The sequence below is a fragment of the Pseudomonas sp. D47 genome, assembly GCF_045447305.1.
In the GTDB taxonomy this organism is placed as follows: domain Bacteria; phylum Pseudomonadota; class Gammaproteobacteria; order Pseudomonadales; family Pseudomonadaceae; genus Aquipseudomonas.
The window spans coordinates 1-16,686 of record NZ_JBJGXU010000068.1 but is presented as its reverse complement, the minus strand read 5'-3'; the positions used below and the strand labels follow the sequence as shown (position 1 = coordinate 16,686).

At 60.9% G+C, this 16,686-nt stretch carries 16 protein-coding genes; all 16 read left to right on the top strand.

The genetic code is table 11. The features are described from left to right. Nucleotides 1-37 precede the first annotated feature (37 nt). The 16 genes from fliD to ACI77I_RS27470 all read left to right on the top strand — a co-directional run bounded on the left by fliD (nt 38) and on the right by ACI77I_RS27470 (nt 16,574). The gene (gene fliD / locus ACI77I_RS27545) at nt 38-1,405 is read left to right on the top strand and encodes a flagellar filament capping protein FliD (protein WP_406999334.1); all 1,368 of its coding nucleotides are present in this window, start codon (nt 38-40) and stop codon (nt 1,403-1,405) included. 128 nt (nt 1,406-1,533) lie between these two features. Continuing rightward, the gene (gene fliS, locus ACI77I_RS27540; protein WP_263273709.1) at nt 1,534-1,923 is read left to right on the top strand and encodes a flagellar export chaperone FliS; all 390 of its coding nucleotides are present in this window, start codon (nt 1,534-1,536) and stop codon (nt 1,921-1,923) included. Between the two features lie 25 nt (nt 1,924-1,948). Continuing rightward, the gene (locus tag ACI77I_RS27535) at nt 1,949-2,245 is read left to right on the top strand and encodes a flagellar protein FliT (RefSeq protein ID WP_263273708.1); all 297 of its coding nucleotides are present in this window, start codon (nt 1,949-1,951) and stop codon (nt 2,243-2,245) included. 170 nt (nt 2,246-2,415) lie between these two features. Continuing rightward, entirely contained in the window at nt 2,416-3,891 is a 1,476-nt protein-coding gene (locus ACI77I_RS27530) for a sigma-54 dependent transcriptional regulator (RefSeq protein WP_406999331.1), read from the top strand. Between the two features lie 110 nt (nt 3,892-4,001). Beyond that, nucleotides 4,002-5,213 (top strand): PAS domain-containing sensor histidine kinase, encoded by a 1,212-nt coding sequence (locus ACI77I_RS27525; RefSeq protein WP_094951623.1) that lies wholly within the window; start codon nt 4,002-4,004, stop codon nt 5,211-5,213. Between the two features lie 7 nt (nt 5,214-5,220). Next, complete coding sequence (locus ACI77I_RS27520; RefSeq protein WP_094951612.1) at nt 5,221-6,600, top strand: sigma-54 dependent transcriptional regulator; 1,380 nt, start codon at nt 5,221-5,223, stop codon at nt 6,598-6,600. A 131-nt stretch (nt 6,601-6,731) separates the two neighbouring features. After that, on the top strand, nt 6,732-7,061 hold the full coding sequence (fliE, locus tag ACI77I_RS27515) for a flagellar hook-basal body complex protein FliE (RefSeq protein ID WP_017134937.1): 330 nt from the start codon (nt 6,732-6,734) through the stop codon (nt 7,059-7,061). A gap of 16 nt (nt 7,062-7,077) precedes the next feature. Beyond that, entirely contained in the window at nt 7,078-8,853 is a 1,776-nt protein-coding gene (gene fliF, locus ACI77I_RS27510; protein ID WP_094951613.1) for a flagellar basal-body MS-ring/collar protein FliF, read from the top strand. Continuing rightward, on the top strand, nt 8,846-9,862 hold the full coding sequence (gene fliG, locus ACI77I_RS27505) for a flagellar motor switch protein FliG (RefSeq protein WP_053257308.1): 1,017 nt from the start codon (nt 8,846-8,848) through the stop codon (nt 9,860-9,862). Before fliF ends, fliG begins: the two co-directional genes overlap by 8 nt. A gap of 10 nt (nt 9,863-9,872) precedes the next feature. Then, nucleotides 9,873-10,637, top strand: a complete 765-nt coding sequence (gene fliH, locus ACI77I_RS27500) for a flagellar assembly protein FliH (protein WP_094951615.1) — start codon at nt 9,873-9,875, stop codon at nt 10,635-10,637. Further along, entirely contained in the window at nt 10,627-11,985 is a 1,359-nt protein-coding gene (gene fliI / locus ACI77I_RS27495; RefSeq protein ID WP_094951616.1) for a flagellar protein export ATPase FliI, read from the top strand. The genes fliH and fliI overlap by 11 nt, the downstream gene beginning before the upstream one ends. A 3-nt stretch (nt 11,986-11,988) precedes the next feature. After that, nucleotides 11,989-12,438 (top strand): flagellar export protein FliJ, encoded by a 450-nt coding sequence (gene fliJ, locus ACI77I_RS27490; protein ID WP_094951617.1) that lies wholly within the window; start codon nt 11,989-11,991, stop codon nt 12,436-12,438. Between the two features lie 184 nt (nt 12,439-12,622). Further along, entirely contained in the window at nt 12,623-12,928 is a 306-nt protein-coding gene (locus tag ACI77I_RS27485) for an STAS domain-containing protein (protein ID WP_094951618.1), read from the top strand. Next, nucleotides 12,925-14,643: a fused response regulator/phosphatase gene (locus ACI77I_RS27480; RefSeq protein WP_094951619.1), complete on the top strand. Its 1,719-nt coding sequence runs from the start codon at nt 12,925-12,927 to the stop codon at nt 14,641-14,643. Before ACI77I_RS27485 ends, ACI77I_RS27480 begins: the two co-directional genes overlap by 4 nt. A gap of 30 nt (nt 14,644-14,673) precedes the next feature. Continuing rightward, a complete protein-coding gene (locus ACI77I_RS27475) occupies nt 14,674-15,018 on the top strand; it encodes an Hpt domain-containing protein (protein ID WP_094951620.1) in 345 nt (114 codons plus the stop codon). Between the two features lie 224 nt (nt 15,019-15,242). Next, nucleotides 15,243-16,574 carry a flagellar hook-length control protein FliK gene (locus ACI77I_RS27470; protein WP_406999329.1) on the top strand — a complete coding sequence of 444 codons (1,332 nt, stop codon included), beginning with the start codon at nt 15,243-15,245 and terminating at the stop codon, nt 16,572-16,574. Nucleotides 16,575-16,686: the final 112 nt, after the last annotated feature.

The following is a 16,686-nucleotide window of genomic DNA, read 5'->3' as shown; positions in this document are numbered from 1 at the left end:
CAAAAAAACGGCCGCCGCAGGACAAGGAGAAAGGCAAATGGCTAGTTCAACGATTTCCGGCCCAGGTTCGGGCTACGACACGCAAGCTATCGTCAAGGCGTTGGTGGGGGCTGAGCAAGCGCCCAAACAACAGCAGATCACCAACGAGCAAAAAACGGCCACCGTCCAGTTGTCGGCAGTTGGTTCGATCAAGACGGCGTTGGAAGCCTACCAGGCGGCGATCACCAAATTGAATAACGCCTCCGCATTCAACGGCTTGGCGGCGACTTCCTCGGAAGAGAAAAACGCCAAAGTCACGTTGGGTGACGGAGCATCCAGCGGCAAGTACCTGTTGAAGATCGCTAACCTGGCGACCGCTTCGAAAGTCACCACGGCGGTGAATGTTGATGGCGCATCGGGCAAGGCCAACAGCACGGACGAAGACCAGACGCTGACCATCAACCAGTCGGGCAAAAGCTACGACGTGGTGATCCCTGGCGGCGCAACCTTGCAACAGGTGCGCGAGTCCATCAACACCCAGCTTTCCTCACAGGGTATCAGTGCCAACGTATTGAGCGACTCCAATGGCGCGCGACTGGTATTGACCTCGACGAATATGGGCGAAGGCACCGACATCACCCTCAGCGGCGATTCGCAACTGGCTACCGGGTATGACAAGGGCAAGGCGCCGACCAATGCCAAGTACTCCATCGATGGCATTGACATGTCCTCCACCAGCAACAAGATCACTTCGGCGATCAGTGGCGTGACTCTGGACCTGTTGGATACCTTTGACATTACCAAGCCGACCACAATTACCGTGGGCAGCAACACTGACACGTTGAAAACCTCGGTGCAGTCCTTTGTCAGCTCATACAACACGCTGATGACCGCCATCAATACCCAGACTAAAGTCACTGCAACCGGCGATGCGTCGACCACCACCGCGGGTGCCTTGACTGGTGATGCATCGATGCGGCAGTTGGTGAACAGCCTACGCTCCGAGCTGATCAACGGTTCCGGTGCAGGCAGCATGAGCAGCCTGGCGCAGATGGGTATAACCACCGACCAGAAAACCGGCCTGCTGAGCCTGGATGACAAGACGTGGGACAAGGCTGTGGTCAAGGGGGCGGGTGATATCGCCAAGCTGTTCACCGGCGACACTGGCTTGATCACGCGCATGAACAAGGCGACCAAGAGCTATGTGGGCACCACTGGCACCCTGGCGACACGTGCTACAGATCTCAATAACAAACTGACTGACTTGACCAAGCAGACGGATGATCTGAAGCAGCGTATGGATGCATTGCAAAAATCCCTGATGGCCAAGTACACGGCGATGGACACCATGATCGCGCAGATCAACGCCAGCAGCAAAAGCATCATGACCACCCTCAACTCGCTGAACAATCCGAAGTCGGACTGATAGACGGAGCGCGCGCAGGCCCTGCTTCAGGGCCTTGGCGCAGGGTTCTGGATTAAAGTTTTTATCGCCACGGTCGAAAAACTGGTTAAGCAAACCTATTCGATTGTCGCCAGTTACGAGGTAGCAACATGAACCCGATGAGAGCCCTTCGCCAGTACCAGAAGGTCAGTTCCCATGCTCAGGTCTCCGAAGCCAGCCCGCACCGCCTGGTGCAGATGCTGATGGAGGGTGGCCTCGATCGCATGGCGCAAGCCAAGGGCGCATTAGCTCGTGGGGATATCGCCCAGAAAGGGTTGATGCTGGGCAAAGCGATTGAAATTATTTCTGGCCTGCGCGACGGTCTGGAGCCGGAAAAGGCCGAGGATCCGGCGGCAGTGCAACGGTTGGACGCCTTGTATGAGTACATGAGCAATCGTTTGGTCGAGGCCAACCACGTGAATGATGTCGAGATGATCGACGAAGTCGCCCGTCTGCTGATCACCGTCAAAACCGGCTGGGATGCCATCGCTCCACAATAAGGCGGATCGCCTTGAGGTACACATCATGAGCCACGCACTGCAACGCATCGACGAAACCCGCGAAGCCCTGATCGGCGCGCTGGCGGAGCGCAACTGGGAAGCCGTTGGCGAGTTGGACCTGGGTTGCCGCGCAGTGATTGATGAGGCGCTCAGCGAGGCGCCGGAAGATGAAGACGCGCTGCGGGAAAAGCTGGAAAGCCTGCTGGCGGTTTATCAGCAGTTGCTTGAGGTAACCACCGGCGAGCGTCAGGCGATTTTCGAAGAGATGTCGCAGATCAACCAAGCTAAAAATGCGTCAAAGGTTTACCATCTGTTCGGCTGAATGGGCTCAGTTAATCCGAACGGCGCGTCATATATTTGACTGTGCTCGCATTTTTGACTTAACTAGTGCTGTTTTCAGATTTCAGACGTCTAGTAAGGTAATAAGTCTTACGGGCGTCTTGATTGCCCTCACTCTGGGGCAGGAAGTTTTACTAGGGAAGTTGCTATTGCATGTGGCGTGAAACCAAAATTCTGCTGATCGATGACGATAGCGTCCGCCGCCGCGATTTGGCGGTGATTTTAAATTTTCTTGGTGAAGAAAATTTTCCCTGCGGCAGCCATGATTGGCAGCAGGCGGTCAGCTCTTTGTCATCGAGCCGTGAAGTCATTTGTGTGCTGATCGGGACGGTAAACGCTCCTGGCGCAGTTCAAGGCCTTTTAAAGACACTGGCGACCTGGGATGAGTTCCTTCCCGTGTTGCTGATGGGCGATATTTCTTCCGTGGACCTGCCGGAAGACCAGCGCCGCCGCGTGCTTTCCACCTTGGAAATGCCGCCCAGCTATAGCAAATTGCTCGACTCGCTGCACCGTGCCCAGGTCTACCGCGAGATGTACGACCAGGCCCGCGAGTGCGGCCGTCACCGTGAACCCAACCTGTTCCGCAGCCTTGTCGGCACCAGCCGTGCGATCCAGCACGTGCGCCAGATGATGCAGCAAGTGGCCGACACCGACGCCAGCGTGCTGATCCTCGGCGAGTCGGGCACCGGCAAGGAAGTGGTTGCGCGCAACCTGCACTATCACTCCAAGCGCCGCGACGGGCCTTTTGTGCCGGTCAACTGCGGGGCGATCCCGGCAGAGCTGCTCGAAAGCGAATTGTTCGGCCATGAGAAGGGCGCCTTTACCGGGGCGATCACCAGCCGTGCCGGGCGTTTCGAGCTGGCCAATGGCGGTACCTTGTTTCTCGACGAAATCGGCGACATGCCGCTGCCGATGCAGGTCAAGCTGCTGCGCGTATTGCAGGAGCGCACCTTCGAGCGCGTGGGCAGCAACAAGACCCAGAGCGTCGACGTGCGCATCATCGCGGCCACGCACAAGAACCTCGAAAGCATGATCGAGGTCGGCACCTTCCGCGAAGATTTATACTACCGCCTCAACGTATTCCCCATCGAGATGGCCCCGCTGCGTGAGCGCGTGGAAGACATCCCGTTGCTGATGAACGAACTGATTTCGCGCATGGAACACGAAAAGCGCGGCTCGATTCGCTTCAACTCCGCTGCGATCATGTCCCTGTGCCGCCACGGCTGGCCGGGCAACGTCCGCGAGCTGGCCAACCTGGTGGAGCGTATGGCGATCATGCACCCCTACGGTGTGATCGGCGTGGTCGAGCTGCCGAAGAAGTTCCGCTACGTCGATGACGAAGACGAGCAGTTGGTAGACAGCCTGCGCAGTGACCTGGAAGAACGCGTGGCCATCAACGGCCATACGCCGGACTTCGGTTCCACCGCCATGCTGCCGCCCGAAGGCCTGGACTTGAAAGACTACCTCGGTAGCCTCGAACAAGGCTTGATCCAGCAGGCGCTGGACGATGCCAATGGCATCGTTGCGCGTGCCGCCGAACGCTTGCGTATCCGCCGAACCACCCTGGTTGAGAAGATGCGCAAGTACGGCATGAGCCGTCGAGAAGGTGATGAACAGGCAGATGATTGACGCCTGTTTTTTAAGTCACTGAAATATAGATAGTTTTTTTTCGGCACGGGTATTGCTACAGCCCTCGCAACGTTCCGTTTAACTGACGGTCAGCCAAGCGAGAGAGCATGATGCCCCACGCCGCCCAACTTTCTTCAGGCCCTGCTATCCCAGGGCTCGTTCCGTCCGCAGAGCCGCTTACCCGGCAAGGTCTTGAACAGGCGTTCTCGCAGTTCAGCCAGATGTCGAACCAGCTCACCGACTCTTACAGCCTGCTCGAAGCCCGGGTTTCCGAGCTTAAAGGCGAGTTGGCGGTGGTCAGTGCCCAGCGCATGGAAGAGCTGGCCGAGAAAGAGCGCCTGGCCAACCGCCTGCAAAACCTCCTCGACCTGTTGCCCGGTGGCGTGATCGTCATCGATGAAATGGGCCGTGTCCGTGAAGCCAACCCGGCCGCGAGCGACTTGCTCGGCGAACCGCTTGAAGGCGAGCTGTGGCGCCATGTCATTACCCGCTGCTTTGCGCCGCGCGAAGACGATGGCCACGAAATTTCCCTCAAGGACGGCCGCCGACTTTCGATCGCCACCCGTTCCCTGGACGCTGAGCCCGGCCAACTGGTGCTGCTCAATGACTTGACTGAAACCCGTCACCTGCAAGACCAACTGGCGCGCCATGAACGGTTGTCGTCACTGGGGCGGATGGTCGCTTCTTTGGCGCATCAGATCCGCACGCCGTTATCGGCGGCGCTGATCTACGCCAGTCATTTGACTGATGAGCAATTGCCCGCGGCCACCCACCAACGATTTGCTGGCCGCCTCAAGGAGCGCCTGCATGAATTGGAGCACCAGGTGCGCGACATGCTGGTGTTTGCCCGCGGCGAATTGCCGCTGACCGATCGCGTCACGCCGTGCGCACTGATGCAGTCGCTGCAAGCGGCCGCCGCCACGCATATTCAAGAGGCGAATGTGCGCTGGCAGTGCGACAGCCACCAAGGCGAGTTGCTGTGCAACCGCGACACGCTGGTCGGCGCCTTGCTCAACCTGATCGAAAACGCCACCCAGGCCAGCGGCCCGGGTGCACAGCTTAAAGTGCACCTGTACTGCCGTGAGCAAACCCTGCGCCTGTGCATCAGCGACAACGGCAGCGGCATCGACCCGGCGGTGTTGCAGCGCCTGGGCGAACCTTTTTTTACCACCAAGACTAACGGCACTGGCCTGGGCCTGACCGTGGTCAAGGCAGTGGCGCGTGCTCATCAGGGAGAATTGCAACTGCATTCCCGATTGGGGCGTGGCACCTGTGCATTGATGACCTTGCCGCTGTTTTTCGGCGCGGCAAGCGCGGAGTAAAACGACTATGGCTATCAAGGTTTTATTGGTGGAAGACGATCGCGCCCTGCGTGAAGCATTGGCTGACACGCTGCTGTTGGCGGGCCATGACTACCGGGCGGTCGGTTCTGCCGAGGACGCCTTGGAGGCCGTGGAGCAGGAGCCCTTCAGCCTGGTGGTCAGCGACGTGAACATGCCCGGCATGGACGGCCATCAGTTGCTCAGCCTGCTGCGTGCGCGCCAGCCGCAACTGCCGGTGCTGCTGATGACCGCCCATGGCGCCGTGGAGCGTGCGGTGGACGCCATGCGCCAAGGGGCGGCGGATTACCTGGTCAAACCGTTCGAGCCCAAAGCCTTGATCGAGTTGGTCGCCCGTCACGCACTCGGCGTGATTTCGAGCGTCGAAGGCGAGGGTCCGATTGCCTTCGAGCCGGCCAGCGCGCAACTGCTGGACCTAGCGGCCCGTGTGGCGCGCAGTGATTCCACTGTGTTGATTTCCGGCGAGTCCGGCACCGGTAAAGAAGTGCTGGCGCGGTATATCCACCAGCAATCCGGCCGTGCCAAACAACCGTTTATCGCGATCAACTGCGCGGCGATTCCCGACAACATGCTCGAAGCCACGCTGTTCGGCCATGAAAAAGGCTCGTTCACTGGCGCCATCGCCGCCCAGGCCGGCAAGTTCGAACAGGCCGACGGCGGCACCATCCTGCTCGACGAAATCTCGGAAATGCCCTTGGGCCTGCAAGCCAAGCTGCTGCGGGTATTGCAGGAGCGCGAAGTCGAGCGCGTGGGCGCGCGCAAGCCGATCCAGTTGGACATTCGCGTGGTCGCCACCACCAACCGTGATTTGGCGGGCGAAGTGGCGGCGGGGCGCTTCCGTGAAGACTTGTTCTACCGACTCTCGGTGTTCCCGCTGGCCTGGCGCCCCTTGCGCGAGCGCCCGGCGGACATCATCCCGCTGGCCGAGCGCCTGTTGAACAACCACGTCAAGAAAATGAAGCATGCCCAGGCGCGGCTGTCGGCTGAGGCTCAGGCCTGCCTGATCAGCTACCCATGGCCCGGCAACGTGCGTGAATTGGATAACGCCATCCAGCGCGCGCTGATTTTGCAGCAAGGCGGGCTGATCCAGCCGCAAGACTTCTGCCTGGCCGTTGGCAGTGGCGCAGCACCGTTGCCGAGCCTGGCGCCGGCGCCTGTGGTGGTCGCCGAAGCCGAGTCCGCTGGCGCCTTGGGCGACGACCTGCGCCGCCGCGAATTCCAGATGATCATCGACACCCTGCGCGCCGAGCGCGGCCGCCGCAAAGAGGCTGCCGAACGCTTAGGCATCAGTCCGCGCACCTTGCGCTACAAGCTGGCGCAGATGCGCGACGCGGGAATGGATGTGGAAGCCTACCTTTTCGCCACCTAAAAAATGTGTAGGCCGACAGGGTTTGTCGCCTTTTCTTACAAGCTGCCATGGAGCTGGCACCCTTGTTGCTACTACCCCCAGTAATCGTTGCGTAGTGTCAAAAAATTGCGGGTCGTCGGAGAGAGAAGGTCATGAGCCAGGGTATTGAGTTCAATCGGTTGATGTTGGATATGCGCTCCATGCAAATGGATGCCATGGCTCAACCGAAATCCGTCGCGCCAGCGCCGGAATTGGGCCAAAGCAGTTTTGCCGACATGCTCGGTCAGGCAATCAACAAAGTCAGTGATACCCAGCAAGCCTCGAGTCAGTTGGCCACCGCCTTCGAGATCGGCAAAAGCGGCGTGGACCTCACCGATGTGATGGTGGCCTCGCAAAAGGCCAGTGTTTCCTTTCAGGCCTTGACCCAAGTGCGTAACAAGCTGGTTCAGGCTTATCAAGACATCATGCAGATGCCGGTTTAAGGACGAGATTTAAGTCATGGCAGAAGCAGTCGTGGACAACGTACCCGCCAAGGCAGACGGCAAGCCGCCGCTGTTTGGCCTGTCGTTCCTGGAAAACCTTTCCGAAATGACCATGTTGCGTCAGGTGGGCCTGATGGTCGGCCTGGCTGCCAGCGTGGCGATTGGTTTTGCCGTGGTGCTGTGGTCGCAGCAACCTGATTACCGCCCGCTGTACGGCAGCCTGGCCGGCATGGATTCCAAGCAGATCATGGAAACCCTGGCCGCCGCCGACATCGCCTACACCGTGGAACCCAACTCCGGTGCCTTGCTGGTCAAGGCCGATGATGTGGCCCGTGCACGGATGAAACTGGCCGCCGCCGGCGTAACGCCGTCCGACAGCAATATCGGTTTTGAAATCCTCGACAAGGACCAAGGCCTGGGCACCAGCCAGTTCATGGAAGCCACCCGCTACCGTCGTGGCCTGGAAGGCGAACTGGCGCGCACCATCTCCAGTTTGAATAACGTCAAAGGCGCCCGCGTGCACCTGGCGATTCCGAAAAGCTCGGTGTTCGTGCGTGACGAACGCAAGCCAAGCGCCTCGGTATTGGTCGAGCTGTTCTCCGGCCGCTCCTTGGAGCCCGGCCAAGTCCTGGCGATCATCAACTTGGTGGCCACCAGCGTTCCCGAATTGAGCAAGTCGCAAATCACCGTGGTCGACCAGAAGGGCAACCTGCTGTCCGACATGGCGGAAAACTCCGCGCTGACCCAGGCCGGCAAGCAGTTCGACTACAGCCGCCGTATGGAAAGCATGCTCACCCAGCGCGTGCACAACATCCTGCAACCGGTATTGGGCAATGACCGCTACAAAGCTGAAGTGTCCGCCGACGTCGACTTCAGCGCCGTCGAGTCGACGTCCGAGCAGTTCAACCCGGACCAGCCGGCCCTGCGCAGCGAACAGTCGACCAGCGAACAACGCACCGCCAGCAATGGCCCGCAAGGTGTGCCGGGTGCCCTGAGCAACCAGCCACCAGCCCCGGCCTCGGCGCCGCAAACCACCGGTGGCGCCGCCGCGGCCGCAGGCGCGATTCAGCCTGGCCAGCCACTGTTGGACGCCAACGGTCAGCAGATCATGGACCCGGCCACCGGCCAGCCGATGCTCGCGCCGTACCCAGCCGACAAGCGTAACCAGTCGACCAAGAACTTCGAGCTCGACCGTTCCATCAGCCACACCAAGCAGCAACAGGGCAAAATCAATCGCCTGTCGGTGTCGGTGGTGGTCGATGACCAAGTCAAGGTCAATGCCGCTGACGGTGCAGTGACCCGTGCGCCATGGAACGCCGACGAATTGGCGCGCTTCACGCGCCTGGTGCAGGACGCCGTCGGTTTTGACGCCAGCCGCGGTGACAGCGTCAGCGTGATCAACATGCCGTTCTCCGTCGAGCGTGGTGAAGTCATCACCGACCCGGCCTTCTACACCCAGCCGTGGTTCTGGGACATCGTCAAGCAAGTGCTGGGTGTGTTGTTCATCCTGGTGCTGGTGTTTGGCGTGCTGCGCCCGGTGCTCAACAACATCACCGGGCATGGCAAGAAACAGCTGGCCCTGGCCGGCAGCGACGTCGAGTTGGGTGGCATGGGCGGCCTGGATGGTGAACTGGCCAACGACCGCGTCAGCCTCGGTGGCCCGCAAAGCATTCTGTTGCCAAGCCCGAGCGAAGGCTATGACGCTCAGTTGAACGCAATCAAGAGTCTGGTGGCAGAAGACCCGGGCCGTGTGGCCCAGGTCGTGAAAGAGTGGATTAACGCAGATGAATGATCGAGCCGCTGTTGCCAAGCTCACCAAAGTCGACAAAGCCGCAGTGTTGCTGCTGTCTTTGGGTGAGACCGACGCCGCACAAGTGCTGCGCCACATGGGCCCCAAAGAGGTTCAACGCGTAGGCGTGGCCATGGCGCAAATGCGCAATGTGCACCGTGAGCAAGTCGAGCAGGTGATGAGCGAGTTCGTCGAGATCGTCGGCGACCAGACCAGCCTGGGCGTCGGCTCCGACAGCTATATCCGCAAGATGCTCACCTCGGCCCTGGGCGAAGACAAAGCCAACGGCCTGATCGACCGCATCCTGTTGGGCGGCAACACCAGCGGCCTCGACAGCCTCAAATGGATGGAGCCGCGCGCCGTCGCCGACGTGATCCGCTACGAGCACCCGCAGATCCAGGCCATCGTCGTCGCCTATCTGGACCCGGACCAGGCCGGTGAAGTGCTCGGCCACTTTGACCATAAAGTGCGCCTGGACATCATCCTGCGCGTGTCGTCGCTGAACACCGTGCAGCCGGCGGCGCTGAAAGAACTCAACACGATTCTCGAGAAGCAGTTCTCGGGTAATTCCAACGCCTCGCGCACCACCTTGGGTGGCATCAAGCGCGCGGCCGACATCATGAACTTCCTCGACAGCTCGGTCGAAGGCCAGTTGATGGACTCGATCCGCGAGATCGACGACACCCTGTCCGGCCAGATCGAAGACCTCATGTTTGTGTTCAACAACCTCTCCGATGTCGACGACCGTGGCATCCAGGCGTTGTTGCGCGAAGTCTCCTCCGATGTGCTGGTACTGGCACTCAAGGGCTCCGACGAAGGCGTCAAGGAAAAGATCTTCAAGAACATGTCCAAGCGTGCTTCCGAACTGTTGCGCGACGACCTGGAAGCCAAAGGCCCAGTGCGCGTCAGCGACGTGGAAACCGCCCAGAAGGAAATCCTCACCATTGCCCGCCGTATGGCCGAAGCCGGAGAAATCGTTCTCGGCGGGAAGGGCGGCGAAGAAATGATCTAAGGCGCTGCCCATGTCGAACAAAGATGAGACGCCCAGCGATCTGATTCGCGCACGGGATGTCGGCGGGTTCGACATCTGGTCGTTGCCCAGCTTCGACCCGCACGTGCCGGAGCCTGAGCCTGAGCCGGTGGTTGAAACGCCTGCTGAGATGGAAGAAGTGCCGCTGGATGAAGTCCAGCCACTGACCCTCGAAGAATTGGAAGCTATCCGCCAGGAGGCCTACAACGAAGGCTTCGCAGCGGGCGAAAAAGACGGTTTTCGCAGCACCACCCTCAAGGTCCGCCAGGAATCCGAAGCGGCGCTGGGCCTCAAACTGGGCAGCCTGGAACGCTTGATGCGCAGCCTGTTCGACCCTATTGCCGAACAAGATTCGCAACTGGAAAAATCCATGGTCGGCCTGGTCGAGCACATCGCCCGCCAGGTGATCCAGCGCGAACTGGCGCTCGATTCCAGCCATATCGAAAGCGTGATGCGCGAAGCCCTCAAGCTGCTGCCTTTGGGCGTTGGCAATGTGCGGCTGTACATCAACCCGCAGGATTTCGAACAGGTCAAAGCCCTGCGCGAGCGCCATGAAGAAACCTGGCGCATCGTCGAGGACGCGGCGCTGCAGCCCGGTGGTTGCCGCGTCGAAACCGAACACAGCCGTATCGATGCCACCGTCGAAACCCGCATCAGCCAGATCATGGCCAAACTGTTTGACCAGCTCCACGAACAAGTCCTGCACCCGGCCGAGCCCGACCTGAGCGTGGACCTGGACGCCCCTGATGCGCCTTGATCGCACCAGCTTCGCCAAGCGCCTGAGCGGCTACGCCGAGGCCACTGAGCTGCCCGGCCAGCCCATCCTCGAAGGGCGCCTGTTGCGTATGGTCGGCCTGACCCTCGAAGCCGAAGGCCTGCGCGCCGCCATGGGCAGCCGTTGCCTGGTGATCAACGACGACAGCTACCATCCGGTGCAGGTCGAAGCCGAAGTGATGGGCTTTTCCGGCAGCAAGATTTTCCTGATGCCGGTGGGCAGCCTGGCGGGTATCGCGCCCGGTGCCCGGGTGGTGCCGCTGGCCGATACCGGCCGCCTGCCGATGGGCATGAGCATGCTCGGCCGCGTGCTCGACGGTGCCGGTCGCGCGCTGGACGGCAAAGGCGGCATGAAGGCTGAAGACTGGGTGCCGATGGACGGCCCGACCATCAACCCGCTTAACCGCAACCCCATCAGCGTGCCGCTGGACGTGGGTATTCGCAGCATCAACGGTTTATTGACGGTCGGGCGCGGCCAGCGTCTGGGCCTGTTTGCCGGTACCGGTGTGGGTAAATCCGTGCTGCTGGGCATGATGACGCGCTTCACCGAGGCCGACATCATCGTGGTCGGGCTGATCGGTGAGCGGGGCCGTGAGGTTAAGGAGTTCATCGAGCACAGCCTCGGTGAAGAAGGCCTCAAGCGCTCGGTGGTCGTCGCGTCCCCGGCCGATGACGCGCCGCTGATGCGCTTACGCGCCGCCATGTATTGCACGCGCATCGCCGAATATTTTCGCGACAAGGGCAAGAACGTCCTGTTGCTGATGGACTCGCTCACACGTTTCGCCCAGGCCCAGCGGGAAATTGCCCTGGCCATCGGCGAGCCGCCCGCCACCAAAGGCTACCCGCCGTCAGTGTTCGCCAAGCTGCCCAAGCTGGTGGAGCGCGCCGGTAATGCCGAGGCCGGCGGCGGTTCGATCACCGCGTTCTATACCGTGTTGTCCGAAGGCGATGACCAGCAAGACCCAATTGCCGACTCGGCGCGGGGCGTGCTCGACGGCCACATCGTGCTGTCGCGACGCTTGGCCGAAGAAGGGCACTACCCGGCCATCGACATCGAAGCGTCGATCAGCCGGGTAATGCCGGCGGTGGTCACGCCGGAACACATGGCTCGCGCGCAGCATTTCAAGCAACTGTGGTCGCGTTATCAGCAGAGCCGTGACCTGATCAGCGTCGGCGCCTATGTGGCCGGTGGTGATCGCGAGACCGACCTGGCGATTGCCCTGCAACCGCAGTTGGTGACCTACCTGCGCCAGGGCCTCAACGACAAGATCAGCATGGGCGAAAGCGAAGCGCACCTGGGTTCGATTTTCGCCCCGGCGCCAGGCGGTTAAGCCATGGCCAGTACGCGTTCTTCACGCTTGGCACCGGTGGTGGACATGGCCGAAAAGGCCGAGAAAACTGCGGTCCAGCGCCTGGGTTATTTCCAAGGCCAGGTGCGCCTGGCGCAAAGCAAGCTCGGCGACTTGGAGCGCTTTCGTGGTGAATACCAGCAGCAGTGGATCGAACGCGGCAGCAAGGGTGTGTCCGGCCAATGGCTGATGGGCTACCAAGGCTTCCTCAACCAGCTGGAAACCGCTGTCGGCCAACAGCGCCAGAGCCTGGCCTGGCACCAGAACAACCTCGATAAAGCCCGTGAAAGCTGGCAAGCGGCGTTTGCTCGAGTCGAAGGCTTGCGCAAGCTGGTGCAGCGCTATATCGACGAAGCGCGGGCGATTGAAGATAAACGCGAGCAAAAGCTGCTCGACGAGCTCTCACAGCGGCTTCCACGCCAATCACCGTACTAACGGCCACCACCGGCCCACTGTGGGAGTCGGGCTTGCCCGCGATACAGGCACCGAGGTGGATCAGGCACACCGCAGTGATGCTATCGCAGGCAAGCCAGCTCCCACATTTGGTCGTCTGTGTTGCCCATACCCGGTTCACCTGCTAAACCTTGTTGCATATTGCCAATGACAAGGAAGCAGTCGTATGTCAGTCGAATCAGAAGTATCCCTGGATGGGACGAAGTTGATGATCACCGTCACGGGGCGGTTCGATTTCGGTAGCCACCAAGCCTTTCGTGATGCCTACGAGCGGTTCTACAAGGTGCCCGAGGTCTACGTGGTGGACTTGAAAGACACCACCTACATGGACAGCTCCGCCTTAGGCATGCTCCTGCTGTTGCGTGACCATGCCGGTGGCGATAATGCCGAAGTGCAGGTGATCAACAGCAACTCCGATGTGCGTAAGATTCTCGCCATCTCTAACTTCGACAAACTGTTCGACATCAGTTGAGCACCCTGGCCCCGGTTCTCGAACCGCTGACGATCCTGATCGCCGAAGACAGCGCTGCCGATTTGCTGTTGCTGTCGACCATCATTCGGCGCCAGGGTCATCAGGTGCTCACCGCCGCCGACGGCGCGCAGGCCGTCGAGGTGTTTACCCGCGAGCGCCCGCAACTGGTGTTGATGGACGCGCTGATGCCGGTGATGGACGGCTTTGAAGCCGCGCGGCGCATCAAGCAGCTTGCCGGGGAAGCACTGGTGCCGATCATCTTCCTCACCTCGCTGCGCGAGAGCGAAGCCCTGGCCCAATGCCTGGATGCCGGCGGCGATGACTTCCTGCCCAAGCCCTACAACCAAGTGATCCTGGCGGCGAAGATCAACGCCATGGACCGCCTGCGCCGCCTGCAAGCCACGGTGTTGCAGCAGCGTGACCTGATCGCCAAGCACCACGATTACCTGCTGCATGAGCAGCGCGCGGCCAAGGCGGTGTTCGACAAGGTGGCGCATTCGGGCTGTATAAACGCGGCGCCGAACATTCGCTACCTGCAATCGCCCTATGCGCTGTTTAACGGCGACCTGCTGCTAGCGGCATACACGCCCTCCGGTGACATGCACGTGCTGCTTGGTGACTTTACTGGGCACGGCCTGCCTGCCGCCGTCGGTGCCATGCCCCTGGCGGAAGTGTTCTACGGCATGACCGCCAAGGGCTACGGCCTGGCGCAGACCCTGCGCGAGATGAACGCCAAGCTCAAGCGCATCCTGCCGGTGGACATGTTCTGCTGCGCCACCCTGATAGGCCTGAGTGCCCAGCGGCGTGTGGTGGAGGTGTGGAACGGCGGCATGCCCGAAGGTTATGTGCATGAAGTCGCCACGGGCAAGCGTACGCCGTTGGTGTCGCGGCACTTGCCGTTAGGTGTGCTCTCGGCCGAGAGGTTTGATGACAGCACCGAAGTCTGGCCCATGGCCTTGGGCGACCGTGTGTTTTTGCTCTCCGATGGCGTGCTGGACACCGCTAATGCCAATGACCAGCTGTTCGGCGCCGAGCGCTTGCAGCAGGTGTTCGCGGCCAACCGTGAGCCTGATCGCTTGTTCGAAGATATCGAACTGGCACTGGCGGCGTTTCGTGGCCAGGCGCGGGATGACGTCAGCATGGTCGAGATCACCTTGCAGGCCGGCCAGCCGTTGCGGGCGGCCGAGCCGATATATGCCGACAGCGGGCAGTCGTGCCCGCTGGACTGGTCGGTGAGTTTCGAGTTCCGCGCGCAGACCCTCAAAAGCTACAACCCGTTGCCGTATCTGCTGCAATTGTTGCTGGAAATTCATGGCATGCGTGAGCAGAGCGGGGCGCTTTACAGTGTGATGGCCGAGTTGTATTCCAATGCGCTGGAGCATGGGGTACTGGGGTTGGATTCGCGGCTCAAGCGCGATGCACAGGGGTTCGCCGACTATTACCGCCAGCGCAATGAGCGGCTGGGGCAATTGAGCAGCGGTTATGTGCGTGTGCATGTGCAGGTCGTGCCGACGGGCACTGGCGGCACAATGACGCTGCGTATCGAGGACAGTGGTCTTGGGTTTGACGTGGAACAGGTGTTGGCGCGACCGCTGGATATCGACCGTCTGTCTGGCCGGGGCTTGAGCCTGGTGCGGCAGTTGAGCAGCAATGTACGCTGGTCGGATGGCGGGCGTAGCGTATGCGTGGAGTTTTGCTGGGGGGCTCTGGCATAATCCGCCGATTCTTGATCAAGGAGCGAACAAGTGGCAGAGATTCATTTGGACCCTGATGTGTTGTCGGGTTTGCAGGAGGTTATGGAGAGCGAGTATCCCAAGCTGCTCGATACCTTTCTGGACGATTCGCAGAAGCGTGTCGAGGCGTTGCGCAAAGCGCGCGATGATGCCAAGGCGTTGGGGCAGATTGCGCACAGCTTCAAAGGCAGCAGCGGCAACCTTGGGGCGGTGCGGTTGGCACAGTTGTGTCAGCGCTTGGAAGCTGAATCGGGCCAGTCGACGGCGGACCTTGGGGCGTTGGTTGATCAGATTGATCATGAGTTTGCTTTGGTGCGGCCGTTGTATGAGTCGGAACGGCAGCGGTTCAGTCTCTGAGTCACCTTCGTAACAGCTATTAATGGCGACCCAACTGTGGGAGCTGGCTTGCCTGCGATAGCGGTGAGTCAGTCAGCCCATCTGGCACTGTTACACCGCAATCGCAGGCAAGCCAGCTCCCACATTAAGCGAGTCATTTGCCTGCAAAGTGTAATCTGGCCCGACTCTTGCTATATCTCCCAATACTGCATCCCCGACCCCCAATGCAGTGGAGACCTTTACCTATGCCAGTCGCCCCGAATTCGCTCCTTCAGGCTGCCCCTGCGGCCAAGCCTCAAGCGTCTGTCTCTACGCCCCCAGTAGCGGCTGCGAGCCCGCGAGACAAGGGGCCTGGCTTCGCTCAAGTGTTTGCAAATCAAAGCCCGAAACCGACGCTGAAGATCGACGACGCCCCGGCCAAAGTCACGCGTGACAAGTCGCCGGACACCAACTCCAAGCCCGTTTCCAGCAACGACAAGCCTGCCGCCAGTAAGCCAGCCGTTGCCGATAGCGGCAATCCCTTGCCTGCCAAACCGCCGACTAAATCCGACGACGCCAGCAGTGACGACGACAAGCCCACCGACCCATCCCTGGCGCAACAACCCCCGGTTGACCCCGTCGTCGACCCGGCAGTGATTGCCACCGTCACCCCGGTTGCCGTGCCTGTCCCCGTGGAAACGCCGGCGCCTGTAGCCGCCAAGGACGACAAGGCGTTGCCGGTTGTTGTGGCGACGGATGAGGTCAAGCAGCCTGCCTTCGACCCTGACGCCGACCCGCTGGACTCGATGCCGGCCGTGCGCCTGGCGATGGAGCAGGGCGGTCACGTCTCGGCCAGCAGCCAGACGCCGCAGAAGGCCGCCCCGACGTCTCAGGACCAGCCGACCGCTGCACAGAGCTTCGCTGCCGGCCTTGCCAATATGGTCGACCAGCAAGCCACCAAAGACAGCACTGACCAGGGCGGCGACAAGGCCTTCAGCGGGCTGATCGAAGGCGGCCTCAAGGATCTGAAAGACGCCAGGAGTGACACCCGCGTCGATGATTTCGCCAACCGCCTGGCTGCGCTGACACAGGCCGCCACGCCGAAAACCGCGAATGCCTTGCCGCCGGTGGCGAATGCGCCGTTGGCCATGCACCAGAGCGGCTGGACCGAAGAAGTGGTCAACCGCGTGATGTACCTGTCCAGCGCCAACCTCAAGTCGGCAGAGATCCAGTTGCAGCCGGCTGAGCTGGGGCGCCTGGATATCAAGGTCAACATGGCGGCGGACCAACAGGCCCAGGTCACCTTCATGAGTGGCCACGCCGTGGTGCGTGAAGCGCTGGAAAGCCAGTCCGGCCGCCTGCGCGAGATGTTTGCCCAGCAAGGCATGGGGCAGGTTGACGTGAATGTGTCCGACCAGTCCCGTGGCTGGCAGGGGCAAGGTCAGGAGCAACAACAGCAGAACCAGGCGCGCGGTGTGAGTGGTGGCGGTGGGCGGGGTGATGGCGGTGATGCCGGTGATCATGCTGAAGTGGCGGCGGCCGTCGCGCCGGTGACCCAGACCGTCGTGGGCTCCAGCGCGGTTGATTACTACGCCTGATTTCAGCCTTATGAAGATCAAAATGTGGGAGCTGGTTTGACTGCGATGGCCTTAGGTATTTACACATCTTTTTATGGGTTGAGTTCTTTGGTTGTCGTGGGCGCGCGGGGTA